This is a genomic window from Hyphomonas neptunium ATCC 15444, assembly GCF_000013025.1.
In the GTDB taxonomy this organism is placed as follows: Bacteria; Pseudomonadota; Alphaproteobacteria; order Caulobacterales; family Hyphomonadaceae; genus Hyphomonas; species Hyphomonas neptunia.
Map to the genome: position 1 here is coordinate 282,296 of NC_008358.1, position 23,956 is coordinate 306,251.

At 62.8% G+C, this 23,956-nt stretch carries 22 protein-coding genes; 15 read left to right on the plus strand and 7 right to left on the minus strand.

The annotated features are described in order from the left end of the window. Window position 1: 1 nt before the first annotated feature. A complete protein-coding gene (locus tag HNE_RS01470) occupies window positions 2–277 on the plus strand; it encodes a hypothetical protein (RefSeq protein WP_011645321.1) in 276 nt (91 codons plus the stop codon). A gap of 10 nt (window positions 278–287) precedes the next feature. Here HNE_RS01470 and HNE_RS01475 read toward each other — a convergent pair whose 3' ends face one another. Further along, window positions 288–1,349: a tyrosine-type recombinase/integrase gene (locus tag HNE_RS01475; protein WP_011645322.1), complete on the minus strand. Its 1,062-nt coding sequence runs from the start codon at window positions 1,347–1,349 to the stop codon at window positions 288–290. 110 nt (window positions 1,350–1,459) lie between these two features. On the opposite strand from HNE_RS01475, the gene dusA reads away from it, so the two are divergent. The 3 genes from dusA to HNE_RS01490 all read left to right on the plus strand — a co-directional run bounded on the left by dusA (window position 1,460) and on the right by HNE_RS01490 (window position 5,856). Continuing rightward, a complete protein-coding gene (gene dusA, locus HNE_RS01480) occupies window positions 1,460–2,446 on the plus strand; it encodes a tRNA dihydrouridine(20/20a) synthase DusA (protein ID WP_011645323.1) in 987 nt (328 codons plus the stop codon). A gap of 186 nt (window positions 2,447–2,632) precedes the next feature. Next, on the plus strand, window positions 2,633–4,123 hold the full coding sequence (locus HNE_RS01485; RefSeq protein ID WP_011645324.1) for an ATP-binding protein: 1,491 nt from the start codon (window positions 2,633–2,635) through the stop codon (window positions 4,121–4,123). After that, window positions 4,120–5,856, plus strand: a complete 1,737-nt coding sequence (locus tag HNE_RS01490) for a muropeptide permease AmpG (RefSeq protein WP_011645325.1) — start codon at window positions 4,120–4,122, stop codon at window positions 5,854–5,856. The genes HNE_RS01485 and HNE_RS01490 overlap by 4 nt, the downstream gene beginning before the upstream one ends. An 18-nt stretch (window positions 5,857–5,874) precedes the next feature. Here the strand turns inward: HNE_RS01490 and HNE_RS01495 are convergent, their stop codons facing one another. Next, the gene (locus HNE_RS01495) at window positions 5,875–8,142 is read right to left on the minus strand and encodes an NADP-dependent malic enzyme (RefSeq protein WP_011645326.1); all 2,268 of its coding nucleotides are present in this window, start codon (window positions 8,140–8,142) and stop codon (window positions 5,875–5,877) included. A gap of 148 nt (window positions 8,143–8,290) precedes the next feature. Here HNE_RS01495 and mutS point away from each other — a divergent pair, with 148 nt between their 5' ends. Then, entirely contained in the window at window positions 8,291–10,963 is a 2,673-nt protein-coding gene (gene mutS, locus HNE_RS01500; protein ID WP_011645327.1) for a DNA mismatch repair protein MutS, read from the plus strand. On the opposite strand, the gene HNE_RS01505 is transcribed toward mutS, so the two are convergent. Continuing rightward, window positions 10,960–11,646 (minus strand): VOC family protein, encoded by a 687-nt coding sequence (locus HNE_RS01505; protein WP_011645328.1) that lies wholly within the window; start codon window positions 11,644–11,646, stop codon window positions 10,960–10,962. The two genes, mutS and HNE_RS01505, sit on opposite strands and share 4 nt — an antisense overlap. A gap of 109 nt (window positions 11,647–11,755) precedes the next feature. Here HNE_RS01505 and HNE_RS01510 point away from each other — a divergent pair, with 109 nt between their 5' ends. Beyond that, a complete protein-coding gene (locus HNE_RS01510; protein WP_035590777.1) occupies window positions 11,756–12,925 on the plus strand; it encodes an alpha/beta hydrolase in 1,170 nt (389 codons plus the stop codon). Between the two features lie 6 nt (window positions 12,926–12,931). On the opposite strand, the gene HNE_RS01515 is transcribed toward HNE_RS01510, so the two are convergent. The 3 genes from HNE_RS01515 to HNE_RS01525 all read right to left on the minus strand — a co-directional run bounded on the left by HNE_RS01515 (window position 12,932) and on the right by HNE_RS01525 (window position 15,071). Then, a complete protein-coding gene (locus tag HNE_RS01515) occupies window positions 12,932–13,336 on the minus strand; it encodes a hypothetical protein (protein WP_011645330.1) in 405 nt (134 codons plus the stop codon). A 27-nt stretch (window positions 13,337–13,363) separates the two neighbouring features. Then, a complete protein-coding gene (gene gshB, locus HNE_RS01520; RefSeq protein ID WP_011645331.1) occupies window positions 13,364–14,314 on the minus strand; it encodes a glutathione synthase in 951 nt (316 codons plus the stop codon). Window positions 14,315–14,381: 67 nt separating this feature from the next. Next, on the minus strand, window positions 14,382–15,071 hold the full coding sequence (locus HNE_RS01525) for a BON domain-containing protein (RefSeq protein WP_160162596.1): 690 nt from the start codon (window positions 15,069–15,071) through the stop codon (window positions 14,382–14,384). Window positions 15,072–15,112: 41 nt separating this feature from the next. Here HNE_RS01525 and HNE_RS19000 point away from each other — a divergent pair, with 41 nt between their 5' ends. The 4 genes from HNE_RS19000 (at window position 15,113) to HNE_RS01540 (ending at window position 17,556) form a co-directional block, all read left to right on the plus strand. After that, entirely contained in the window at window positions 15,113–15,241 is a 129-nt protein-coding gene (locus HNE_RS19000; RefSeq protein WP_267878699.1) for a hypothetical protein, read from the plus strand. Window positions 15,242–15,338: 97 nt separating this feature from the next. Continuing rightward, window positions 15,339–15,692: a ribosome silencing factor gene (rsfS, locus tag HNE_RS01530; RefSeq protein ID WP_049754987.1), complete on the plus strand. Its 354-nt coding sequence runs from the start codon at window positions 15,339–15,341 to the stop codon at window positions 15,690–15,692. Window positions 15,693–15,696: 4 nt separating this feature from the next. Beyond that, complete coding sequence (gene rlmH, locus HNE_RS01535) at window positions 15,697–16,161, plus strand: 23S rRNA (pseudouridine(1915)-N(3))-methyltransferase RlmH (RefSeq protein ID WP_011645334.1); 465 nt, start codon at window positions 15,697–15,699, stop codon at window positions 16,159–16,161. 99 nt (window positions 16,162–16,260) lie between these two features. Then, window positions 16,261–17,556: a TAXI family TRAP transporter solute-binding subunit gene (locus tag HNE_RS01540; RefSeq protein ID WP_148205780.1), complete on the plus strand. Its 1,296-nt coding sequence runs from the start codon at window positions 16,261–16,263 to the stop codon at window positions 17,554–17,556. A gap of 17 nt (window positions 17,557–17,573) precedes the next feature. On the opposite strand, the gene HNE_RS01545 is transcribed toward HNE_RS01540, so the two are convergent. Further along, a complete protein-coding gene (locus tag HNE_RS01545) occupies window positions 17,574–18,329 on the minus strand; it encodes a LytTR family DNA-binding domain-containing protein (protein ID WP_049754988.1) in 756 nt (251 codons plus the stop codon). 162 nt (window positions 18,330–18,491) lie between these two features. On the opposite strand from HNE_RS01545, the gene HNE_RS01550 reads away from it, so the two are divergent. From HNE_RS01550 to sucD, 5 genes are all read left to right on the plus strand, one after another. Further along, window positions 18,492–19,055: a DUF2306 domain-containing protein gene (locus tag HNE_RS01550; protein WP_198022846.1), complete on the plus strand. Its 564-nt coding sequence runs from the start codon at window positions 18,492–18,494 to the stop codon at window positions 19,053–19,055. A gap of 69 nt (window positions 19,056–19,124) precedes the next feature. Beyond that, a complete protein-coding gene (locus tag HNE_RS01555) occupies window positions 19,125–20,351 on the plus strand; it encodes an alkaline phosphatase D family protein (protein WP_011645338.1) in 1,227 nt (408 codons plus the stop codon). A 39-nt stretch (window positions 20,352–20,390) separates the two neighbouring features. Further along, window positions 20,391–21,635: an MFS transporter gene (locus HNE_RS01560; protein WP_011645339.1), complete on the plus strand. Its 1,245-nt coding sequence runs from the start codon at window positions 20,391–20,393 to the stop codon at window positions 21,633–21,635. 143 nt (window positions 21,636–21,778) lie between these two features. Further along, window positions 21,779–22,972 carry an ADP-forming succinate--CoA ligase subunit beta gene (gene sucC, locus HNE_RS01565; RefSeq protein WP_011645340.1) on the plus strand — a complete coding sequence of 398 codons (1,194 nt, stop codon included), beginning with the start codon at window positions 21,779–21,781 and terminating at the stop codon, window positions 22,970–22,972. Between the two features lie 4 nt (window positions 22,973–22,976). Next, a complete protein-coding gene (gene sucD / locus HNE_RS01570; protein ID WP_011645341.1) occupies window positions 22,977–23,879 on the plus strand; it encodes a succinate--CoA ligase subunit alpha in 903 nt (300 codons plus the stop codon). The last annotated feature ends 77 nt before the right edge of the window (window positions 23,880–23,956 follow it).

Sequence of the window (23,956 nt, forward strand, 5' to 3'; positions counted from 1 at the left end):
GATGAGCTCGATCAAGCCTCTTGAGATGCAACTCATTGCCAGTGCGTTTGAACGCAAAGGTGGGGCCGGTTATGTGCTCGATTTTTCCAACAGAATCTTCGCTGAGTTTTTCGCCGGAGAGTTTGATGTCGACATCTACGAGTCGCGTTTTGCAATAGATGGCCACGGAAAGCTCAAACGCCTTAAAGCCTTCCTCAAGATGGCTGACGACGCTGAATCTGCGCTGGTGCTACGGGCTGTGGGCGTACAGGGAGCGCGGCTGTCTGAAACCTTGTGAGCGCGCTGCATCATATGATCTTCCTGTCTTTGGCCATCCGCACGATCGTGTCGGGGGAGAGGTGGGTGTAGCGCTTCAGCATCTTCCAGTCCTTATGGCCCGTGACGAGCGCAACCTGCTCGATCTGGAGACCGGCTTCGAAGAGGCGGCTGGTGCCCTCATGGCGCAGATCGTGGAAATGGAGGTCTTCAATCCCAAGTTCCACGCAGGCCCTCCGGAACGCGGTCCCGATTGAGCGGGGGTTATAAGGGAAGACGCGGCCCTTATTCGTCGTGCTCCGGCGTTGCGCCATCAGGATGTCCCAGGCGTCATAGCCCGTGAGATCTACGAGCGGGACGCGTTGGTCATTGCCATCCTTTTGCCGGGGGTCCTTTCGGTCACGGACAGTGACGGTCCGGCGGCGCTCGTCGACATCGGGCCATTCGATCGAGCATATCTCGGACTGACGCATGGCGGTTGCCACTGCAAAGGTGACAAGACGTGCCATCGGCGACTTCTGCCGGGAATTGCCTTCGAAGTAGGCGAGGAGTTGGTCGAGCTCTTCCTGTGTCGGGCGGCGGTCACGCTCCTGCGCCTTGCCGACGAGGCCGAGGCGTTTCAGGGCGACCCGTGCGAGGTCAACCTGGTCGGGGCTCACCGGCAGGCCGTGAACGGCGGACGCGTGCAGGAGCACGGTCTTGATATAGGAGATGTCGGCCGAGATCGTGGGTGGTCCTGCGCCTTCGGTGCGGCGATCACGCGCGAACTGGATGATCCGTTCACGGTCGAGCACTTCAAGCCGGACATGGCCGAGTTTGCCTTTGAGCTTGTCGAGGGAGTAGGTCTTCGACCGGCGCAGCGCCTTGCCGACCTCCAGCATGTCTGCGATGTGCAGGTCGATCAGCTGGGCGAACGTCGAGAGGTCATCCGGGATGTTCTTCGAGACGCTTTCGCCCCGGTCGACCCGCCGCTCCATCTTGAGCGCCCACTCTTCGGCGTCCTTCCGGCGAACGAAGCACTGGGAGACATAGCGCCCCTTGCGTCGCACCTGGGCCCGCCACTGCCCCTTCGGCATCCTGTAAATCGTCGACATTTGTGTGCGCTCCGTGTGCACAGAGGGGTTAAATCAGGTACAAACGTGTGCAAATTGGTGCACACAAACTGCACACGTTCTCTCTTTAGTCCCTTGATTGTACTCAAAAAATGTCTAAAAAACAAGACTATAGATTTTCTGTCGCTCCGATGATGGACTGGACTGACCGGCATTGCCGCGCGTTTCACCGCACTTTGACCAAGCGCGCGCTTTTGTGGACCGAGATGGTAACGGCCGATGCCGTGATCCATGGCGACCGTCAGCGGCTCATCGGTTTCAGCGATGTGGAGCATCCCCTCGTCCTGCAGCTGGGCGGGTCTGAGCCCGGCAAGCTGGCGGAGGCGGCGCGGATTGCCGAAGGGTACGGGTATGATGAGGTGAACCTCAATTGTGGCTGCCCGTCAGAGCGGGTCCAGTCGGGCGCCTTCGGGGCCTGCCTGATGGCCGAGCCTGACCTGGTCGCAGACTGCGTGGCCGCAATGCGGGCGGCGGTGTCCATCCCGGTAACGGTCAAGAACCGGATCGCGATTGATGACCTGCCGGCACGCGAGACGCTGTTCACCTTCATTGAAAAAGTTTCGGTGGCGGGGTGTTCTGTATTCACCGTGCATGCGCGCAAAGCCTGGTTGAAGGGGCTGAGCCCCAAGGAAAACCGGGAGGTTCCTCCGCTGGACTATGGGCTGGTGGCGGAACTCAAGACGGCGCGGCCGGATCTGACGATTATTCTTAATGGCGGCATCGCGACAATTGATCAGTGCCGGGATCATATCGGTGTGTTCGACGGCGTGATGCTTGGACGGGCGGCGTATCAGACACCGGGCCTTCTGGGGCAGGTGGATTCCGATCTGTTTGGGGAAGGGGCAATGATCGCGGCGGGAGACGCGGTGCGCGCCTATGAACCCTATATTGCGGCGCGCCTGGCCGAAGGCTCGAATCTGCATGCCATGACGCGGCATATGCTCGGACTTTTTGCTGGCCAGCCTGGCGCCCGCCAGTGGCGGCGTATTCTGTCGGAGCAGGGAGTAAAGAAAGGCGCGGGACTGGACGTGCTGCGCGCTGCGCTCGGCGCGGTTGAGAACCCTGCGATGGCGGGTTAACCGTGTTCTTTATTTGTTTGATTTCCCATGTTGCCTTTTCCAAGTTGGGAGAGAGGGCGCAGGGGATGGTCTGCCGGGTAGCAACCTTGGCTTTTGAGGGCGCACTTGCGCGATAGTCCATTATATCCTTGGGCCGGCGGGAGCAGTTAAGCCTCTTCTTAAGGCTTTCAGCTAGACTCTTGACCCATGACCCATGACCCCGAACGCCCCGATGGCGCAGAAACGCCCGAACAGACATTTCTCGCCACGGCGAGTCATGAAATACGCACGCCTCTGAACGGTATTCTCGGTACGGTTTCGCTGTTGCTGGAAACAGAGCTTTCGCCGGCTCAGCGCGAATATGCCGAGACGATCCGCCTGTCAGGCGGGCGCCTGTTGGACCTGCTCAATAACGTTCTCGATTATGCCCGGTTGGACGCCTCTGCCGTCGAAGTCGAGGCCGAGAATTTCTGCCCCGTCCGGCTGTGCGGGGAAGTAGTCGAACTTCTCAGTCCCCGCGCGCATGCGGCCGGGCTTGATCTGGCGGTACGTTCCCTGCCGTCGCCGATGCCGGGATTTCTGGGAGACGCCGGCCGTATAAGGCAGATCCTGTTCAATCTTGTCGGTAATGCGCTGAAGTTCACCCCGCGCGGCGCTGTCCTTATCGATGCTGAAGTCGTTACAGGCGGCCTCGCTTTTCATATTCGCGATACCGGGCCGGGCATTGCGCCCGATGACCAGGCGCGCCTGTTCGAAGCGTTTCGCCAGACTGGCGCCGGGGATGCTTACCGCGATGGCGGCGTTGGTCTCGGCCTAGCCATCGTCAAGCGTCTGACCGATCTGCTCGGCGGGCGGATTGATGTCGTCTCAGCGCTCGGGGAAGGGGCCTCATTCAGCGTGTTCCTGCCACTGCAGCAATCTGGCGCTCCGCCGGCGGACGCGGTGGCGTTCATAGGCGGCCGCGTCGGTCTCGCGGGGCTGCCGCCCGCAACGGCGCTCTCCCTCTCGGCCGGCCTCCAGGCTATGGGCGCGTCTGTCCTGCAGATGGATGTGGCGAGCGGACAGATACCTGACGGAATAGACGTCCTGCTGGTGGGGGCAGACCTGCCCGAGGGCGCGGTTGCGGCGATGGCGCGCCAGGCGACATCACTGGTTGTTCTGCGGCCCGAAGATCGGGGCGCCATTGCCCGGTTCCGGGCACTGGGCTGTGTCGGTTGGCTCGTCCGGCCGCTGCGTATGAGTTCGGTGGCCGAGCGTATCCAGCTAGCCCGCTCCGGTGGGGATGCCGCCGACGAGCAGGAACTGGCGGCGGGCGCGGGCCGCGTGCTGATTGCCGATGACAATCCCGTAAACGCGCTGATTGCGCGCCGCGCCTTGGAATCGGCCGGATTTACCGTAACAGTTGCCGCAACGGGCAGCGAAGCGCTTGAGGCTGCCGCCAGAATGGAGCCGAACCTTGTGCTGATGGATCTGCGAATGCCGGTCATGGACGGGTTTGAAGCGATGCGCCGGTTGCGGGCTGGCGGGTTTTCGCCGCCCATCATTGCAGTCTCGGCAGAGATCAATCCGGACATCGAACGCCGGGCACGCGCCGCAGGCGCAGACGGCGTCGCAGCAAAGCCGTTGGACGCCGAGGCCCTGCGCCGGCTGGCGCTGCGCTGGACCGGCCGGTCCGGCGCTGTGGCGGGCGCCGCATGACGGATACGGTTGGTGCGGCAGAGGCCAAAAAGACGCCGCGTTTCATCCGGGCGCTGCGTGCGCTGAACGACCGGCGCATGGCGGCGATGCTGCTGCTCTCTCTGGCCGCCGGTCTGCCCTTCGGGGCGGTGCTCGGCACACTGAATGCCTGGCTGACCGTTGAGGGCGTAACGCCCTCAACCATCGGCACCCTGTCCCTCATCACGCTCGGCTACGCCTTCAAATATCTTTGGTCACCGGCCTTTCAGGTTGCCCGCCATCCCAAGCCTTTCCTAGGCCCCCGGCGCACCTGGCTGATCTCGCTTCAGGTGCCGATTGCGATCCTGCTGCTCATCCTGCCCTTCTCCAATCCGGCCAGCCAGATTGGCCTCATTGCCCTCGTCGCGCTCGGCGTCGCGCTGCTTTCAGCCACCCATGATACGGTGCTCGATGCCTGGCGCATTGAGGTCGCGCGGAGCGAGGAAGACAAGGATCTGATGGCTGCGCTCTATCAGTTCGGCTATCGCGCTTCGACCTTCATCACCGGTTTCATGGCGTTGCTGCTGGCTGAATATATCGGCTGGCAGATGGTCTACGGGTTGATTGCACTGATGATGGTGCTGGCAATTTCCGGCACATTTATCGCGCCGGAGCCAGAGCTGTCAGGCAAGCCTGCCGAAGCGCGCGAAAGCTTTCAGGCGACCGTCCCCGAAAAACCCCTGCGCATCTTCACGATCGCTGTCGCCGCTGGCTGGGCGCTTGCCATCACGATGATCGGCTGGCACGTCTTTGCCTCGCTCACGCAGGTGCCCCCGCCCAGCGGAAGCGCCTTTGTGCGGGAGCAGGGGCCTGTCATTGTTATCCTGACGGTCATGGTGCCGGCCACGCTGGCTGCTTTCCTTTTGTGGCGCCACGGCCGCGTGCCGGGCATTGCCGTGCCCGACAAGGCAGGGGATAGCCGCGCGGTGCGTGCGGTGCATTCGCTGTTCCGGGCGATCTTCGATCCGCTGATGGAAATGATCGGCCGTTTGGGGTGGGGCGCGCTGCTCGTCCTCTTGCTGGCGCTCACCTACCGGTTTGCAGATGCCGTCTGGGGCGCGTTCGCCTACCCGTTTTATCTCGGTACCGACTATGGAGCGATCGGCCACACAATGGCGGATGTCGCGGTGGCCTCAAAATTCTTCGGCGTGCTGATGACCATGGCCGGCGCGGCCATCGGCGTTATCATTATCAGCCTGATCGGGCGCATGCCGGTTCTGGTGATCGGCGCCGTGCTGGCGGCGGCCACCAACCTTCTGTTTGCAGACCTTGCGCGCGGCGGCCTGGCCATCGATGCCTTCCTCGAATGGACGCGGCTGGCAGATCCGATCCGGATGTTTGCCGGCTGGGCAGCGGCCATCTCTCCGGAAGGGCAGGGCGCGGAGGCAGGTGCCCGCATGGCACGGCTGATGCTCGCCATCGGCGGGGAAAACCTGGCCGGCGGTTTTGCCAGCGTTGCGGTCGTCGCTTACCTCACATCGGTCGTGAACCCGCGCTTTGCCGCCGTGCAGTATGCGCTGCTCGGCTCGCTGACCATGCTGATCGGCACGCTCGGGCGGCCCTGGCTGGGCGAACTGATCGAACTGCACGGCTATTATACCGTGTTCATCGTCACTTTCTGGCTCGGCGGGGTTGCCGTGGTGCTCTCACTGCTGGAATGGGCGCGAATGGCCAGACAGAAAACCCCGGCCGCGCTGGACGCAGCCGGGGTGTGATCTTTCTGGCGGAAGGCCTTAGACGTTGTCGGTGTCGTAGGCTGCAATCGTGGCAAGGTCCACGATGTCGCCCACAGTGGCGCCGAGTGAAGAAATCTGCACCGGCTTTTCCAGGCCAAACAGCATCGGTCCGATGACGGTTGCCCGGCTCATCGCTTCCAACAGATTGGTCGCAATCGAGGCCGAATGGATCGCCGGCATGACCAACACGTTCGCCGGGCCGCTGAGGCGCGAGAACGGATACACCATCCGGTGGTTCGGGTTCATCGCCACATCAGCATTGATGTCGCCTTCATACTCGAAATCAATGTCCGTGCGCTGATCAAGGATCGCCACAGCTTCGCGCACCCGGTCGCCCCGCTCGCCCATCGGATTGCCGAAGGTGGAGTAGGACAGGAAAGCCACGCGCGGGGTGAAGCCAAGGGCGCGCACCGCGCGGGCCGCTTCCAGGGCGATGTTTGCCAGGGTCGGCCCGTCGGGCAGTTCATGTACGCTGGTATCGGCAATGAAGATCGTCTTGCCGAGATTGATCACCATCGACATGCCGATCAGGGCCTGGCCCGCAATCGGGTCGAGCACCAGCATCGCGTCTTTCAGGGCGGCGTCGTAATTGCGTGTGACGCCCGTGACCATGCCGTCCGCGTCGCCATTCTTAAGCATACAGCTGCCGAAGATGTTCCTGTCCTGATTCACCAGGCGCTGAACGTCGCGCTTGAGATAGCCGCGGCGCTGCAGGCGCTCATACAGGAAGTCGACATAGACCGGGTTCTTGTCGGAAAGGCGCGCATTGATGATATCGAGCGAGCCGAGCGGAATGCCCATCTGCTCCATCGCGCGCTCCACCTGGGCCTCGCGGCCAATCAGGATCGGATGGCCAAGGCCTTGGTTCTTGAAGCTGTAGGCGGCGCGCACGACGGCGGGTTCTTCACCTTCAGCAAACACGATGCGGCGCTGGGTCTCGCGGGCCCGTGCCTGCAAGCCTTGAAGGAAGGCGGCCGACGGGTCCGCCCGGCGGATCAGCGAGCGGCGGTAGTTGTCCATATCCGCAATCGGCTTGCGGGCCACGCCGGTATCCATGGCCGCCTGCGCGACAAAGGGTGGAACGAAGCTGATCAGGCGCGGGTCAAACGGACTTGGAATGATATATTCCCGGCCAAAGCTCGGCCGGGCGCCGTGATAGGCGGCGGCCACTTCATCGGGCACATCTTCGCGGGCAAGTTCGGCCAGCGCGCGGGCGCAGGCAACCTTCATTTCCTCATTGATACCGCGGGCGCGCACGTCGAGCGCGCCGCGGAAGATGTAAGGAAAGCCCAGAACATTGTTCACCTGGTTTGGATAGTCAGACCGGCCCGTGGCGATGATCGCATCGCTGCGGACCGATTTGATCTCTTCGGGGGTGATTTCCGGGTCCGGGTTTGCCATCGCAAAGATGATCGGGTTCTTGGCCATCGACTTGACCATCTCTTTGGTCACCGCGCCCTTGACCGAAAGTCCGAGGAACACGTCGGCCCCGTCCATCGCTTCTGTCAGCGTGCGCTTGGCCGTCTTGACAGCGAAGGCGGACTTGAACTGGTCCATCTTCTCGGTGCGGCCTTCATAGACCACGCCGGCGGTGTCGCAGATCAGGATATTCTCTGCCTTCACGCCCAGATGGCGGATGAGGCCAGCCACCGAGAGACCGGCAGCCCCGGCGCCCGAAATGGCGACCTTGGTGTCTTTCAATTGGCGCCCGGTGATGTGGCAGGCATTGATCAGGCCGGCAGCGGCGATGATCGCGGTGCCATGCTGGTCGTCATGGAAGACCGGAATGTCGAGTTCGTCGCGCAGGCGGCTCTCGATGATGAAGCAGGCAGGGGAGGAGATGTCCTCCAGATTGATGCCGCCCCAGGTCGCGCCGATATTGCGCACGGTGCGGATGAAGTCTTCGACATCGGTCGTGTCAACTTCCACATCGAAGCTGTCGATGTCCGCGAAGCGTTTGAAAAGAACCGACTTTCCTTCCATCACCGGCTTGGAGGCCATCGGCCCCAGATTGCCGAGCCCCAGGATGGCGGTGCCGTTGGAGATGACCGCCACAAGGTTGCCCTTGGAGGTATAGTCATACGCCTTGTCCGGGTTTTCCGCGATCGCCAGCACCGGGATAGCAACACCGGGGCTGTAGGCCAGCGACAGGTCGCGCTGCGTGCCCATGGGCTTTGTGGGCACCATGGAGATTTTCCCGGCGGTCGGGTGGGAGTGGAAATCAAGGGCTTCCTGATCGGTGAAGCTCGGACGCTGCGTGGTCATTTCGGGTTCGCTCGGACGGTTGTTTTTGTCATTGATGTCGCTCTTCGTCCCGTCTAGGCCGCGCCGAGGGCCGTGCCAACAGTGAAATGGGTGCGCAGGTGCCGCACTGCTTTGCGAATCTGCGCGGACCCGGCTAGCTTGCCGCCCCATGCCAGACACAGCCCGCCCTTCCGCCACCACAGAACCTACGCCCTTCATGGCGCAGTATCTGTCGATCAAAGCAGAGCATCCCGGCGCTCTGCTGTTCTTTCGCATGGGCGATTTCTACGAGCTGTTCTTCCAGGATGCCGTAGAGGCAGCCAGCATCCTCGACATTACCCTCACTTCCCGCGGCGAGCATGACGGCAAGCCCATTCCGATGGCAGGGGTGCCCTATCATGCAGCAGAGGGGTATCTCGCCCGCCTGATCAAAGGGGGGTGCCGCGTCGCTGTCTGCGAGCAGATGGAAACGCCCGCCGAGGCCAAGAAGCGCGGATCGAAGTCGATCGTCCAGCGCGGCGTGGTGCGGATCGTGACGCCCGGCACCCTCACCGAAGACGCGCTGCTGCCGGCCCGCCAAGGGCAGGCGCTCGCGGCCATCGCTTTTTCGGGTGCGGGGGAGGCGGCGCTCGCGGTCTGCGATGTCTCGACCGGCGCCTTTGATCTCACCGCCATTCCGGCCGCGCGCCTGGGCGAGGCGCTCCTCGCCTGGCCCCTCAGCGAACTGGTCATCTCAGCCGACGACGCAGACCGCCCCCTCATTCTTGAGGCGCGGGGCTTCCTCAGCGCCCCAATCACCGAGCGTCCCGGCCGCGCGGCCACCGCTAAATCCGGCGAAGCCCTGCTGAAGGAAGTCTTTGGGTTGGCCGCGCTCGATTCACTGGGCGATTTCAGCCGGGTCGAGTTCGCCGCCGCCGGATTGTTGCTTGATTATGTAAAGCTTACCCAGGCGGGCGCGCCGATCCGTCTGCGCGCGCCGCGCCGCCCCGATACCGGCGGCATCCTTTTGATCGATCCGGCAACCCGCGCCAGCCTGGAGATAGACCGCAGCATCAGCGGTGGCCGGGATGGCACACTGCTTGCGGTGATTGACCGGACAGTCACCGCGCCCGGTGCCCGCCTCCTGGCCGCGCGCCTGGCCCGTCCCTCGCGCAGCGTGTCGGAAATCACTTCACGCTATGATGCCGTATCCCATCTTCTGGGCGATGCGGGTCAGCTGGAAGATGTGCGTGTGCGGCTGAAATCCGCGCCTGACCTTGAGCGCGCAGTCATGCGCCTCAACCTTGGCCGGGGTGGCCCGCGCGACATGGCGGCGCTTTCCAAAGCGGTTTTGTCGGGCGCAGAAGCCGCCGGCGTGCTCGGGCGGGGGCTGCCCCCACGCCTTGCTGAGGTTGCCGAAACGCTCGGCCTATCCGGCGCGCCGTCCGTGCGCGCGTTCGCGGAAGATCTCGCCCGCGCGTTGACCGAAGCGCCTCCAATGCTTGCCCGCGATGGCGGGTTCATTGCGCAGGGGTGGGATGTCGCCCTTGACGAGGTCCGTGCGCTGAGGGATGGCAGCCGCCGCGTCATCGCAGAGCTTCAGGCAAAATATGCAGACCAGACCGGCATCAACGCCCTCAAGGTCAAGTTCAACAATGTGCTGGGCTATTTCATCGAAGTGCCCGCCGCCAAGGCAGACCCGATGCTGCGCGCGCCGCTCTCGGCCGACTTTATCCATCGCCAGACCATGGCCGGCGCCGTGCGGTTCTCCACGCACGAGCTCGCTGATCTTGCCGGCCGAATCGGGCGGGCAGAGGACGAAGCCAAAGCCCGCGAAATCGCCATCTTCGAAGCCTTCTGCGCAAAAGTGGAGGAGTTGACCGGGCCGCTGGCCGTAATCGCGGCCGCTTTGGCGGAGCTGGACGTCGCCGCAAGTCATGCCGTCTGGGCGGCAGAGACCGGCGCGGTGCGGCCTGCGCTTGATCCACGTCCGGTGTTTGAAGCCAAAGGCCTGCGCCACCCGGTCGTCGAAGCGGCGCTGCGCAAGGAAGGGAAGGGGTTTACCGCCAATGACCTTCATCTCGATGCGGAGGGAAATGAAGGCGCGCGTTTCCTCCTCGTCACCGGCCCGAACATGGCGGGTAAGTCTACTTATCTGCGCCAGTCAGCGCTGGCCGTGATCCTCGCTCAGGCAGGCGCCTTTGTTCCGGCCGCCTCGCTGCGGCTTGGTCTTTCTGACCGGGTCTTTTCCCGCGTCGGTGCGTCGGACGATCTGGCGCGCGGACGCTCCACATTCATGGTCGAGATGGTGGAGACCGCCGCCATCCTCAATCAGGCAACGCCGGAAAGCTTTGTGATCCTCGATGAAGTGGGTCGCGGCACAGCCACCTGGGATGGTCTCGCCATCGCTTGGGCGGCGGCCGAACATCTTCACGATACGAACAGATGTCGCGCCATCTTCGCCACTCACTATCATGAGTTGACCGACCTGGCTGCGCGGATGCCCGCCGCCTCAAACGCCTCGCTGAAAGCCCGCGAATGGAAGCAGGACCTGATCTTCCTGCACGAAGTCCAGCCCGGTCCGGCGGACCGCTCCTATGGCGTGCAGGTGGCAAAGCTGGCCGGTCTTCCCCGCGCGGCGGTAGCGCGCGCGGGGCAGATCCTCAAGAAACTGGAAGCCGGTCCCTCGGCCTCGGAAAACCTTCCGCTGTTCGCGATGGTGGCCGAAGATCCGGCCCCGGAGTTTTCGCCGGAGAGCTCTGCCGTGATTGAAGCGCTTGCCGCCGCTGATCCCGACAGCCTCACGCCGCGCGAAGCGCTCGATCTTGTTTACCGCCTGAAAGACCTGAGCCGAGGCGCCTAGCTCGCGATCTTGACCGGGGGCTCAAACTTCGCGGACTTGGTTATCGCCTCATCCGGCGCCGCCAGCATCGCTTTGTACATCGGCTCGGGATAGGCCTGATGCGGCTTGGCCGGATCATATGGCGGCTGGGCCACCCTGCCGCCTTCGCCAGCATACGCGTCCGGGCTCTTATAGCGTGCCAGATCTTCATCAGAAATGCCGAGGCGCGCAATCACGGCCGGATCAATCCAGGCTTCCGGATTGATTGCTTCATCCGAACACGCCACTTCCAGGGTCAGCTGGTCGGGGCCGGCAAAATAGATGGATTGGCACATCGCATGATCCAGCGGGCCAATCACGTTCACACCCTTCTTCCGGATGCGGTCACGGATGGCGAGCAATTCTTCGGGCGTATCCACGCGAAAGGCGAGATGCTGCATTGTTCCGGGGGCGGATGGCGCTGCGCCGGTTCCGGCATGGGTGACGCCAAGCTCGATCGGAATGTCCTTCACCTGTGGCAACTCAACAATCGAGAAATAGGAATGGTCATCCATGTGGAGAAAGGCATGAACCCCGCCGGGCACGCCGTGCATGTCGAAGATCGCTGAAAGCTTGCAGCCCAGAACATCTGAAAAGAACGCCACATGCTCGCGAATATCTGCCGCCATGATGGCTATGTGATGGATGCCGTTCACTTTGATCATCGATTTGTTCTCCCTCGGCCTTCCGGCCTTGTCCCTACGGCGCCGTTGCCCCGGCGCTCTGAAGGTATAATGTGCTGCAAGTCCAATTGGGGCAAGGAGGAACACGCGCGTGTCAAACCAGCAAAGACTGGTCCGCGAACCATATATCGTCCTGCATTCGGAAACTTCCGGCTTCAAGGATGTCTATGGCGGGGCAGGGGAAAAGGTCGTCGTCGAGTGCATGCGGATATTCCGCGAGGGTACATCGGCGCGCAGCGTCATCATCTTTTCCCACCCGATTGGCGGGGGCGCGTTCCTGCCGCTTGTGAGCGCGCTCGCCCATGCCGGCCACCACGTTATTTATTGCAACACGCGCTACCGGGGCAACGACACGGCGCTGATCATGGAAAAATGCATCGCCGATCTGGGCGCCTGCATCGCCCATGCGCGCACGCGCCTGGGGTATGACAAGGTCGTGCTCGGCGGCTGGTCGGGCGGGGGCTCGCTCTCGCTTTTCTATCAGGATCAGGCCGAGAAAACGACCATCACCGAAACCCCGGCAGGCGACCCCTATGACCTGACGAAGAAAGACCTTCCGCCCGCCGACGGTATCATGCTGCTGGCCGCTCATGTCAGCCGCGCCGTCACGCTGACAGAATGGATGGACCCGTCGATCCTGGATGAAACCCGTCCGTTTGACCGCGACGCCTCCCTCAACATCTACGATCCCGCCAATCCGGATCAGCCGCCCTATACGCCCGCTTTCGTTTCCCGCTTCCGCGCTGCCCAGCTGGACCGCAATCGCCGGATCACGTCCTGGGTGCGCGAAACGCTGGAAGACCTGCGCGCCAGGGGCGAACACAATATGGAACGCGCCTTCACGGTGCACGGCACGATGGCAAATGTCTGCTGGACCGATCCGGCGCAGGAGCTGTCAGACCGGCGCCCCTATACCTGCTATCTGGGCGACCCCCGCATTGCCAATGATGGCCCGGTGGGCCTTGCCCGTTTCACCACGCTGCGGTCCTGGCTGTCTCAATGGGGTTTTGACACCACCAACGCGGATGGCCTCGGCAATGCCGCGCGCATTTCCTGTCCGGTTCTGGTGATCAATAACACCGCCGACCTTGCCTGCACGCCGAGCCACGCAACGCGCCTCTACGAGGCGGTCTCTCATGACCGCAAAGCCTATCGCGACATCAAGGGTGCCGATCATTACTATATCGAGCGCCCGGACCTGTTGCCGGAGGCCGTCAGTGCTTGCAGGGAATGGATGGAAGCGGAAAGCTTCGCGGGCTGATGCCGGTCAGTCCGGAAGGCGTATGATCTCGTCTTCGTCGGATGCTTCAGCCGGCGCGTCCAGGGGCGTGGCAGGTTCTTCCAGTTCGTCGAGATTGATCCCGAGATCGAGGCTCTCGCCGAAATTGCCGCCGCCGAGGCCACCAGAGCCAAGCACGACGCCGCTTTGCTCAGAGCCGCCCAGGCCGCCTGAGCCGAGCAGACGCGGCGCGCCTTCCTGAGGGGCGCCGATATTCAGGTTCAGCGTGCCGCTCATTTCCGTTTCGGACGTTGCCGTGGAGGTGTCGACAGAGAGGGCGTCCCCTTCAGCGGCCGCAGGCGGCGCCGCTTCGGCGGTGGGTTTCACCGTGTCCGAGCAGGCAGCGCCGGTGGCAGCCAGGGAAAAGAGAAGCGCGACAGTCAGCGGTTTCATAATCATTCCCCGAAAATGGCGCACGGATCACGCCGCCGCAAGCTTTGCCTGCACAACGTCCCAGAATTTGGCAGCGGCATCAATGCCCGAGAGACGTTTAAGCGCCTGAACGCCGGTCGGTGAGGTTACATTGACCTCGGTAAGACGCCCGCCGATCACATCGATACCGGTCAGCGTCAGGCCCCGGCGGCGCAGCTCGGGTCCGATGGCCTCGCAGATGTTCTTGTCAGCCCCGGATAGCTCGGTGGCTTCGGCTGTCCCGCCCACGACCAGATTTGACCGGACCTGTCCGGCTTTGGGCCGCCGGTTGATCGCGCCGACAGGCTCGCCATCAATCAGGATGATGCGTTTGTCGCCTTCCGAGACGGCCGGCAGGAAAGCCTGCACCATCAGCGGCTCGGGCGAACGGGCAAAGAACAGCTCCAGCAGCGAGTCGAGATTGGAATCGTCATGCTTCAGCCGGAAAACACCTGCGCCGCCATGTCCGTGCAGCGGCTTGACGATGATGTCCCGGTATTCCTCGCGGAAGGCATCGATCACCTGCCGGTCGCGCGTCACCAGTGTCGGCGGCATGATCTCCGGAAACATCAGCGGGAAAATCTTCTCCGGGCTGGACCGCACCCCGGCCGGGTCATTCACCACCAGCGTCTGGTTGGTCACGCTTTCCAGGAGGTGGCAGGCGGTGATGTAGGCCATGTCGAAAGGCGGATCCTGGCGCATCAGCACCACGTCCACATCCCTGGCAATGTCCAGCCGCTGATGCGGGCCGAAGATACCCGGCGTCTCGCGCACCCGCTGAACCTTTGCCGGCCGCGCCCAGGCCGTCACCCGGCCTTCGCGGAAGGAAAGGTCGCCCGGGCCATAGACGAAAATGTCAGCGCCGCGCGCCTGCGCCACCTCGGCCAGAGCAAAGGATGTATCTCCGTCGATATTGACCCGCTCAAGCGGGTCCATCTGGATGGCAATGCGAAGCGTCACGCGTCAGTTCCTTCCGGCGTTCCCGGAAGAAAAGGCGGAGGGTATCTGCCCCCCGCCAGCTTCCGGCTTAATAGCTTACGCCGCGGAGTTCCGGCAGCGCCTGGCTGTCATATGACGTGTCAGGCTGCGATTGATAAGAGGGAGAAACGGGCATCTGCGTTGTCGGCGCGGCCGGGCGCTGGACTTCATCCATGACGCGCACATAGGAAACCACCTGTTTTACCCCGCCGACCACGCTGGCTTCTTCTGCCGCCTTGCGCAGTTCCTCGGCGTTGCGGGCAATCCCCATCAGATAAACAACACCGTTATAGGTCTCGACATTGTAGTTGATGCTTTTGACCGCGCTCGAGCCGATCAGGCGAGAGCGGACCCGTCCGCTGATCACTTCATCAGAGACATTGGCAAAGAAACCGCCCGGCTGTTCGATCTTGAGTTCGTTGGCGACATCCTGGGTATACATAGAGGTCCAGGCGACGCCTTCGGCGCGGGTGCGGTCTTCGGCCGAATAGACCCGGCCCGTCAGCAGCACGAGCCCGCCGGCGACCTCGACATCAACCTCACCGAAACGGCTGGAGCTTTCCGAGAGAAGGCGGCTTTTGACGTCGTTGGAGGCGGCCGTGTCATCGATGGTCTGGCCCATCGTCTGATCCTTTGAGGCAGCAAAGCCAGCGGCGCCCACCGCCCCAACTGCGGCCACGGCGCAATTTGTCAGAGGCAGAAGGGCAATCAGGGGGAGGAGGAGGAGAGGGGCACGCATAAGACGGGTTCCTGCATTCTGGATCGGCATTTTCCGATTACATGGCTGACAGATACGGCGATTTTCCGGCAATATATATTAAATTCCCTGTATCCCTGCTGAACAGACAGGTGCCCGCGCGGCTGCAAGGGAATGTGCTGATTCATGCCAGTGGGCTTTTTACTGGTTGAAATCGCCCTTACGTGATAGTTTCAGGTACCAATAGTTAAAGGAACCCACGTCCTGTCATCCGCCACTTCTCGGGCTCAGCCCCCCAAAAGCGTCACGATCGAAGAGATCAGATCGGTTGCCGATGCGCTCTGCATCGCTCTTGAAGACGACAAAGCTGAGGATCTCATCCTGATTGAGCTGCAGGGCAAATCCTCGCTCGCCGATTTCATGATCATCGCGTCAGGCCGCTCGGGCCGCCATGTGGCGGCGCTGGCCTCAAGCGTTGCGCAGGAAGTGAAAAAGATCACCGGACGCAGCCCGAGTGTGGAAGGCATGCCCAATGCCGATTGGGTGCTGATCGATGCAGGCGATGTGATCGTCCATCTGTTCCGCCCGGAAGTGCGTGAATTCTACAATCTGGAAAAGATCTGGGTTTCCGACAAATCGGCCCACCGCACCAGCGCGACCTGAGGCCGTGCGCCTCCAGATCCTTGCTGTCGGCCGTCTCAAGGACGGGCCGGAACGCGACCTCACCGATGATTATATCCGCCGCGCGTCCGCAATGGCGCGCGGTCTTGGTTTCAAGGGCCCTGAAGAAGCCGAGATTGCCAGTGGCGGCGGCATGGACGCCGAAGGCGCCCGGCTTCTCGCCCGCATTCCTGAAGGCGCCCGCATCATCCGCCTGGATGAAGGCGGGGAAAACCTCACTTCGGAAGCCTTTGCCTCCCGCCTCTCGCGCTGGCGCGATGATGGCGAGCGCGATACCTGCTTTCTGATCGGGGGCGCAGAAGGCTACGCGCCGGACGTGCGCGCCGCCGCGCCCCAGACGCTGGCCTTCGGTGTGCAGACATGGCCCCACCGGCTGGTGCGCGCCATGCTGGCCGAGCAGCTTTACCGGGCGATGACCATTCTGGCGGGCACGCCTTATCACAAGGCCTGAAGCTGGCGGTCTTTCGCCTCGGGCGGTTGCACTCGCGCATTTGCCGGTTCTAATGGCGCCTGCTGAAAATGGGGCGGCAGCATGAGCGGGACACTAAGAATGCCAGGCAGAGACTTCTGGAAAATCTATGGCCCGTTGATCGTTGTGGCGCTGATCGGCTTCATCTGGGCCTTGTCGGTGATGGACCCGGCGCCGCCCAGGTCGATCCGGTTTGCGGCCGGTTCTCCCGGCGGGGCCTATCACGCGTATGCGCAGCGGTATGAACGCCTGCTCGAGGAGCAGGGGATCGAGGTTGAGCTGGTCGACACAGCGGGCTCCATCGACAATCTCCGCCTGCTTGAGGCCGGCGAAGTCGATGTAGCCATCGTCCAGGGCGGGCTCGCCACGCAGGAGGACGCGGCCATCCTGCGCTCGGCGGGGGGCATATTTGAAGAGCCGTTCTGGGTGTTTGTGCGCGCCGATAATCCGGCTGAAAGTTTCGGGGATTTGCGGGAGGCGCGCCTGTCGATCGGCGTCGAGGGCTCGGGCACCCGCGCGCTCGCCCAGACCCTGCAGCAGCAGTATGGCGGCGTCTGGCCGGAGACTGCCCGCCAGGCCCTTGGCAGTACGGATTCCCAGGCCGCCCTGTTCGCGGGCGAGATTGATGCGGCCGCGTTCGCTGCGGCGCCCGGCGCCGCCTATATTCAGGCATTGATGCAATCAGATGAGGTGAGGCTGCTCCCGTTCGACCGCGCCGGCGCGCTGGCGCGGCGAGAAGAAGCGCTCTCCGCAGTCACCCTGATCCGGGGCGTTGTTGATGTCGGCGCTGATGTGCCGTCTCAGGATGTCCCGCTTGTGGCCGCCATCGCCCAGCTCACCGTCCATGGGGACATCCATCCCGCTATCGAAGCGCTGCTGCTCGATACTGCCGTTCTGATCCATTCAGAACCCAGCGTCTTCAGCGAAGGCGGTGAGTTTCCCAACATGTCCGACATCGACCTGCCGGTCAGCAAACAGGTCGCCCGCTATTATCAGGATGGCCCGTCCTTCCTCCGGCAGTACTTTCCGTTTGGCGTTGCCAATTTCCTCGACAGGGCCTGGGTTCTGCTTATTCCCTTGTTGACGCTTGCCATCCCATTGATCCGGGTGGCGCCGCCGATCTATCGCTGGCGGGTGCGCCGCAAGATCTATGTCTGGTACAAGGATCTGCGGGAGCTTGAAGCTCAGGGCCGCGCGCTGCCGGCGGGTGAGGCGCGCGCCGGGGTGGGCAAGCAGCTTGAGAAGCTGCAGATCGAGGTGGGAAAGCTGGACGTGCCTCTTTCCTATACCGATGACCTTTACCGCCTTCGCAGCCATGTCGAGTTTGTGAAGCAGCTCCTGCTTTCCGGCGCGCCGGTCACCGGCGTGACGATGTAAAGCTCGGGATCAGGCGGTCAGACGGCCAATCCAGCGGCCTTTACCGCGGGCAGGAACGTGCGCGAAACGGGCGCCTTCTTGCCGGACGCCAGAACCAGGCTCAGCTTTCCGTTTTGCCGGACGGTATCGCGCACGGCGCCTTTCGCCACCCACCAGGACCTGTGCACTTGCAGGCCATCGGCCTCGGCGAGCTCCCGCATCGCATCGGCCAGGCGCATCAGGATCAGCTCCTCGCCAAAGCTTGTATGGATGCGCAGATAATGATCCTCGGCGGAGACCGCGTAGAGCTCTGCGGTCCGGTATTTGACGGGCAGGCGGGAGAGGAAGGTTTCAGCCGGGCTGGCGCCTTCCACAGGCTCCGGCGGCGGCGCCAGGACAGATCGTTCCAGCATATAGCCGACCGCCGTCATCGCGGCCGCAATGACCCATACCAGACCGAGCAGGCGAGGCAGATAGGGAAGAGGTATGAAACGCCCATAAGCGAGCCGCTCAATTCCTATGATCGCCAGTGAAACAGCAAGGGTTGTTGTGAGGGACACGATGAACAGCATCGCCAGCAACGGAAATTCCGGCCGGTATCGGCGCAGTCCGGCGAGTGTCAGATCGGCGGTATAGCTGCCCAGAACGATCAGCCCGGTCCAGAACAGGTAGGTGATCCAGAGGGGCAGGTCGCCGGTCGCATTGTAGGGCCGAATGACCGTCAGAAACGCGCCGATCACGCAGAAGATGGCCAGTTCGCGGGCGCGGCGCTTCCAGTCGATGGCGATACGCAAACGAAAACCCCCTCGCATTTCGCGCTTCGTGAGCCGTTGTGACTGCATTTCACGAAGGATTCCAGTCCGGAGACGTAGGTGCTGTGGCGGGCGGCGAGCCCGGCGGCAGATTGGGGCCATCCAGCCTTCCATTCCCCGATTGTTTCCCAGGAGACCTTTCAGATGACCGCCAGTGCCGCCGCCCCCATCGTTCAAACCTCCACGCCCGCAGGGCGCCTGACGCGCCTGCGCCGCCAGCATCCCAACAAGATCGCCGCCGGGATTGCGCTCGGGGTCTATGCCGGGCTGAGCCATATGGCCCTGGCGAATGAAGGGCCCGTCCGCTTCCGGGTGGATCTGACCCCGCTACTGCAATCGCCGTTCGTCCTGCAGGCGCATGTGGCCGGCGCGCTGCTGACCTTTGCCATCGGCTGCGTCTTGCTCGCGGGCGTGAAGGGCCGGGCGATGCACCGCACGCTTGGCTATGTCTGGGTTGTCAGCATGGCGGTGACGGCGATCAGTTCCTTCTTTCTCCAGTCCATCAATCCGGGCAGCTTCAGCTTCATCCATGCGCTGTCGGCGTGGACGATGATTGTCCTTCCGATGGGGCTCGCGGCGGCCCGGCGGCGTAAGATTGCCGCGCACCGCAAACACATGACGGGTATGTTCATGGGCGGTATTCTGATTGCCGGATTGTTCAGCTTCCTTCCCGGCAGGCTGATGTGGCACCTGTTCTTTCAGGTTTGAGCCAATTGGTGCTTTAAACCTGTCACGAACGGCCGCTACAGTTCTCCTTCGGGTCAGCAGGAGGACAATATGAGACAGATCAGGACACTTTCGGTCATTCCGGTCATTCTGGCGCTCGCGTCATGTCAAACCCCGGCGCCGGAACCGATGACCAGCGCGCCCGCCGGCGAGATGACGCTGCTGCCCTCCGAACTGCTCTCACCGGCGAGCGCCGAGGCCGCGCTGGAGCTTTACTACCGCACCCTGCCGGAAGACTTCTTCCCGCGCGCGCCGAGAGGCGTATCCCTGCCGGGCGATCAGGACGTGCTCACCCGCATTCTCGTCGCCTCCTGCTTCAATGAAGAGACCGAAAACGCCACGGCCATGTCCACCATCGCCGCAGATGACGCTGACCTCTTCCTGATGATCGGGGACAATGTTTATGGCGACATGAACGGGCGCGCCTACGTCAACAATCAGGCCACGCTGGACGAATTGCGCGAAAGCTTCACCGAACTTGCCGCCCGCGAAGAGTTTCAGGCCGTCCGCGCAAAACATCCGATGATGGTGGCCTGGGACGATCATGATTACGGCGCCAATGATGCGGGCCGTGAGTTTCCCTTCCGCCGCCTGGCCGAGCGCATTCACGAGCGGTTCTGGGGCCTGGAGAATGAAGACGCCGGCGCATGGCCGGGCACGTATTACGCGCGCAGCTTCGGCCCCGAGGGTCAGCGCGTGCAGATCATCATGCTCGACACCCGTTTCTTCCGCTCGCCCCTGACGCCAACCGATGAATGGGGCAAGAAGGGAAAGGAACGCTACGTTCCGTCTGTATCGGAAGGGCAGGACATGCTGGGCAATGACCAGTGGACCTGGCTGGAGAACCAGCTGCAGGACCCGGCCGATCTGCGCCTGATCGTCTCCTCGATCCAGATCCTGCCAACCGATGGCCACGGCTTTGAGGCCTGGTCCCGCCTCCCCGCCGAGCAGGAGCGCCTCTACAGCCTGGTTGCGGAAACCGAAGCCGAAGGCGTGGTCTTCGTCTCCGGCGACCGGCACACGGCCTTCCTCTACAAGGACGACGCCGCGCTGCCCTATCCGGCGTATGAGCTGACCGCCTCTTCGATGAATGCGTCCTTTGCCGAAACAAGTTCGGAAATGGACCGGGCGCAGATCGGGGCCGGCTACGCGCCTCAGAATTTCGGCGCCATCGACATCGACTGGAATAGCGGAACGGTGCGTCTTGCCATCAAGAGCGACACCGGCGACACCGTGAGTGAAGTGGCAGTGCCGTTCCGGGGCTCTGCCGCGCAGTAATTCAGGCAGGGCGCATGAGACGCCCGCCAAGGCGAGGCGATGACTGACACACGCTCTGTTCTTGCGCTGATCCTGTCGGTCATGATCCTGCAGCTGGCAGGCGGGCTGACCGGCATCCTGACGCCGCTTGGTCTTGAGCGTCTCGGCGTCGATGCCTCCCTGATCGGCTTTGTCGCCGCCATGAACGCGGCCGGCTTCATGCTGGGCGCGTGGACCTCGCCGCGCGCGCTCGCGCTCGTCGGCAATATCCGCCTCTTTGCGGCCGGGGCCGGGGTCAGCGCCGCAGGCATCCTCTCCCTGTCGCTGATCCAGGAAGCGCCGTTCTGGGCGCTGATTCGCGTTTTGCAGGGCATCAGCTTTGCCTACATGTTCACCAGTATCGAAAGCTGGCTGGGCGAGGCGGTGCCCGCCCGGTCTCGCGGCAATGTGATGGGGGTCTACCATACCGCTGCCAAGCTCTCGCTGATCGTCGGGCCGTTCTTTCTGGCCGGGCTCTCCCCGCTCGACAGCCGCTCCTATGTCTGGGCCGGCGTCTTCCTCGCCCTCGCGCTGGTGCCCACCTGCCTCACCACCCTGAAAGAACCTCCACCGCCAGACCGCAAATCCATGCCGCTCAGCCAGCTGTTCACGCTGGCACCCGCCGCCGTGATCGGTGTGGTCGGGGCAGGGCTCGTGAACACCGGCACGCTGGCGCTTCTGCCGGTCTATTTCGAGAAATTCGAGCTGGCGGGCGGGGGCACAGCGGCCGCCGCCATTGCCATCGCCATTGCCTGGATCGGCGGGCTGATCGTGCAATGGCCAGCGGGCCGGATTTCTGATGCGATTGATCGCCGCCTGGTAATCGCCGGGCTGACGGCGGTATCGGGCGCCGCCGCCATCCTGATCGCCGTGTTCGGCAGCGTGATCGGAGAGGCCGGCGTTCTTGTGCTGATCGGAATCTGGGGAGCAGGGGCACTCTGTTTTTATGGCGTTTGCGTTTCCCACGCGATCGACCGCACCCCGCCGGGCCAGGTGCCGCAGGTGATGTCCGGGCTGTTATTTGTCTGGGCCGCTGGCTCGATCATAGGGCCCCTCATTTCCGGCGTTGCCATGCGGATGGCGGGCGCCGTGGGCCTCTTCGGCTTTGCGGGCGTGATGTTGGGGCTGCTCACGGTCTACATGATCGTGCGGGTTCGCCAGCGCGCCGCGGCGGAGTCTCCCCCCTCGGGCGAGCGCGGATCGATCCTCCCCAGCCCGCTGGCGAGTGTCGAAATCATGCCGCGTGACCCCACGGAAGGCGAGTAAAGCTAAGTATCCAACCTTGTACTCAGCCTGTTGCAGCATACCTTCAGGCGTGTATATAGCGGCCCCGTCAACGAGGAACGGAAACGGCACCGGCACCGGCAGGCATGCTGGCGGGCTGTAAGGCCGGACAGGGAAACCACTCCATGAACATCCATGAATATCAGGCCAAGGCGCTGCTCAAATCCTTCGGGGCGCCTGTGGCAGAAGGCGTGCCTGTGCTCTCGCTCGCCGATGTGCAGAAGGCAATCGACACCCTCCCAGGCCCGCTCTGGGTCGTGAAAAGCCAGATCCACGCAGGTGGCCGCGGCAAGGGCAAATTCATCGAAAAAGAAGCCGGTGAAAAAGGCGGCGTTCGCCTCGCCTTCAACAAGGAAGACGTGAAAAAGCACGCTGAAGCGATGCTGGGCAACCACCTCGTCACCGCGCAGACCTCTGCCGCCGGCAAACAGGTCAACCGCCTCTACATCGAAGACGGCGCCGACATCGAGAAAGAACTCTACCTCTCGATCCTCGTCGACCGCGCCACCTCGAACGTGGCCTTCGTGGTCTCCACCGAAGGCGGCATGGACATCGAAGCGGTCGCCCATGACACGCCCGAGAAGATCCTCACCGTTCAGATCGACCCGATGGCCGGCGTCACGCCCGCTGATGCGGCCAAGATCAACTCGGCCCTGAACCTTTCAGGTTCGGCCGCTGAAGACGGTCTCAAGCTCTACCCGATCCTCTACAAAGCCTTTGTCGAGAAAGACATGGCGATGCTGGAAGTGAACCCGTTGATCGTGATGAAGGACGGCCATCTGCGCGTCCTCGACGCGAAAGTGTCGTTCGACGGCAACGCGCTGTTCCGCCACCCTGACGTCGCCGCCCTCAAGGACGAGACCGAACAGGACGCCAAGGAACTCGAAGCGGCTGAATGGGACCTTGCTTACATCGCCCTCGACGGCACCATCGGCTGCATGGTCAACGGCGCAGGCCTTGCCATGGCAACCATGGACATCATCAAGCTCTATGGCGAAGAGCCAGCCAACTTCTGTGACGTTGGCGGCGGCGCCGGCAAGGAGAAGGTGGCAGCTGCCTTCAAGATCATCATGAAGGACCCTAACGTGAAGGGTATCCTCGTGAACATCTTCGGCGGCATCATGAAGTGCGATGTCATCGCCGAAGGCGTGATCGCAGCCGTGAAAGAAACCAATCTTGCCGTTCCGCTCGTTGTCCGCCTCGAAGGCACCAACGTCGACCTCGGCAAGAAGATCATCCGCGAGAGCGGCCTGAACGTCATTCCGGCCGACGATCTCGACGATGCAGCCCAGAAAATTGTTAAAGCGGTGCGGGGATAGTTCCATGTCCATTCTGATCGACAAGAACACGAAAGTCCTGACGCAAGGCATGACCGGTAACACCGGCTCGTTCCACACCAATCAGGCGCTGGCTTATTACGGCACCCAGATGGTGGGCGGCATTCACCCCAAGAAGGGTGGCGAGATGTGGAAGGCCGATAACGGCCAGGAACTCCCCATCTTTGCGTCTGTCGCCGAAGGCAAGGAAAAGACCGGCGCCACCGCGTCTGTGGTCTATGTTCCACCTGCTGGCGCAGCGGCTGCCATCGAGGAAGCAATCGATGCGGAAATCCCGCTGATCGTCTGCATCACCGAAGGCGTGCCGGTCATGGACATGGTTCGCGTCAAGGCGAAGCTGGCCAAGTCCAAATCGCGCCTCATCGGCCCGAACTGCCCCGGCATCATCACGGCCAACGCCTGCAAGATCGGCATCATGCCGGGCTCCATCTTCAAAAAGGGCTCGGTCGGTATCGTCTCGCGCTCGGGCACGCTGACCTATGAAGCCGTGTTCCAGACCACGAATGCGGGCCTCGGCCAGACCACCGCTGTCGGTATCGGCGGCGACCCGGTTAAGGGCACCGAATTCATCGACATCCTGGAAATGTTCCTGGCTGACGACGAAACCCAATCGATCATCATGATCGGCGAAATCGGCGGCTCTGCCGAAGAAGAAGCCGCTCAGTTCCTGATGGACGAAGCCAAAAAAGGCCGCAAGAAACCGATGGCAGGTTTCATTGCAGGCCGCACAGCGCCTCCTGGCCGGACGATGGGCCATGCTGGCGCGATCGTTTCCGGTGGCAAGGGGGATGCCGAGTCGAAGATTGCCGCCATGGAGGCCGCGGGCATCCGCGTCAGCCCCAGCCCGGCACGTCTCGGTACGACACTTGTCGAGGTGCTAAAGGGTTAGAAAGACCCTATAGTTGAGATAGGCGGCGCCCGCTCCCGGCGATTCGGGGGCGGGCGTTGCAACATAACCTGCTTCAC

Excerpts from the sequence above, each read along its gene's own strand:
- HNE_RS01560 (WP_011645339.1), top strand. The coding sequence starts at position 20,391 with ATGACTGACACACGCTCTGTTCTTGCGCTGATCCTGTCGGTCATGATC.
- HNE_RS01490 (WP_011645325.1), top strand. The coding sequence starts at position 4,120 with ATGACGGATACGGTTGGTGCGGCAGAGGCCAAAAAGACGCCGCGTTTC.
- HNE_RS01555 (WP_011645338.1), top strand. The coding sequence starts at position 19,125 with ATGAGACAGATCAGGACACTTTCGGTCATTCCGGTCATTCTGGCGCTC.
- sucC (WP_011645340.1), top strand. The coding sequence starts at position 21,779 with ATGAACATCCATGAATATCAGGCCAAGGCGCTGCTCAAATCCTTCGGG.
- HNE_RS01470 (WP_011645321.1), top strand. The coding sequence starts at position 2 with ATGAGCTCGATCAAGCCTCTTGAGATGCAACTCATTGCCAGTGCGTTT.
- dusA (WP_011645323.1), top strand. The coding sequence starts at position 1,460 with ATGTCTAAAAAACAAGACTATAGATTTTCTGTCGCTCCGATGATGGAC.
- HNE_RS01485 (WP_011645324.1), top strand. The coding sequence starts at position 2,633 with ATGACCCATGACCCCGAACGCCCCGATGGCGCAGAAACGCCCGAACAG.
- HNE_RS19000 (WP_267878699.1), top strand. The coding sequence starts at position 15,113 with ATGGCTGACAGATACGGCGATTTTCCGGCAATATATATTAAATTCCCT.
- HNE_RS01540 (WP_148205780.1), top strand. The coding sequence starts at position 16,261 with ATGCCAGGCAGAGACTTCTGGAAAATCTATGGCCCGTTGATCGTTGTG.
- HNE_RS01505 (WP_011645328.1), bottom strand. The coding sequence starts at position 11,646 with ATGATCAAAGTGAACGGCATCCATCACATAGCCATCATGGCGGCAGAT.
- HNE_RS01550 (WP_198022846.1), top strand. The coding sequence starts at position 18,492 with ATGACCGCCAGTGCCGCCGCCCCCATCGTTCAAACCTCCACGCCCGCA.
- HNE_RS01515 (WP_011645330.1), bottom strand. The coding sequence starts at position 13,336 with ATGAAACCGCTGACTGTCGCGCTTCTCTTTTCCCTGGCTGCCACCGGC.
- HNE_RS01495 (WP_011645326.1), bottom strand. The coding sequence starts at position 8,142 with ATGACCACGCAGCGTCCGAGCTTCACCGATCAGGAAGCCCTTGATTTC.
- sucD (WP_011645341.1), top strand. The coding sequence starts at position 22,977 with ATGTCCATTCTGATCGACAAGAACACGAAAGTCCTGACGCAAGGCATG.
- mutS (WP_011645327.1), top strand. The coding sequence starts at position 8,291 with ATGCCAGACACAGCCCGCCCTTCCGCCACCACAGAACCTACGCCCTTC.
- HNE_RS01475 (WP_011645322.1), bottom strand. The coding sequence starts at position 1,349 with ATGTCGACGATTTACAGGATGCCGAAGGGGCAGTGGCGGGCCCAGGTG.
- HNE_RS01525 (WP_160162596.1), bottom strand. The coding sequence starts at position 15,071 with ATGCGTGCCCCTCTCCTCCTCCTCCCCCTGATTGCCCTTCTGCCTCTG.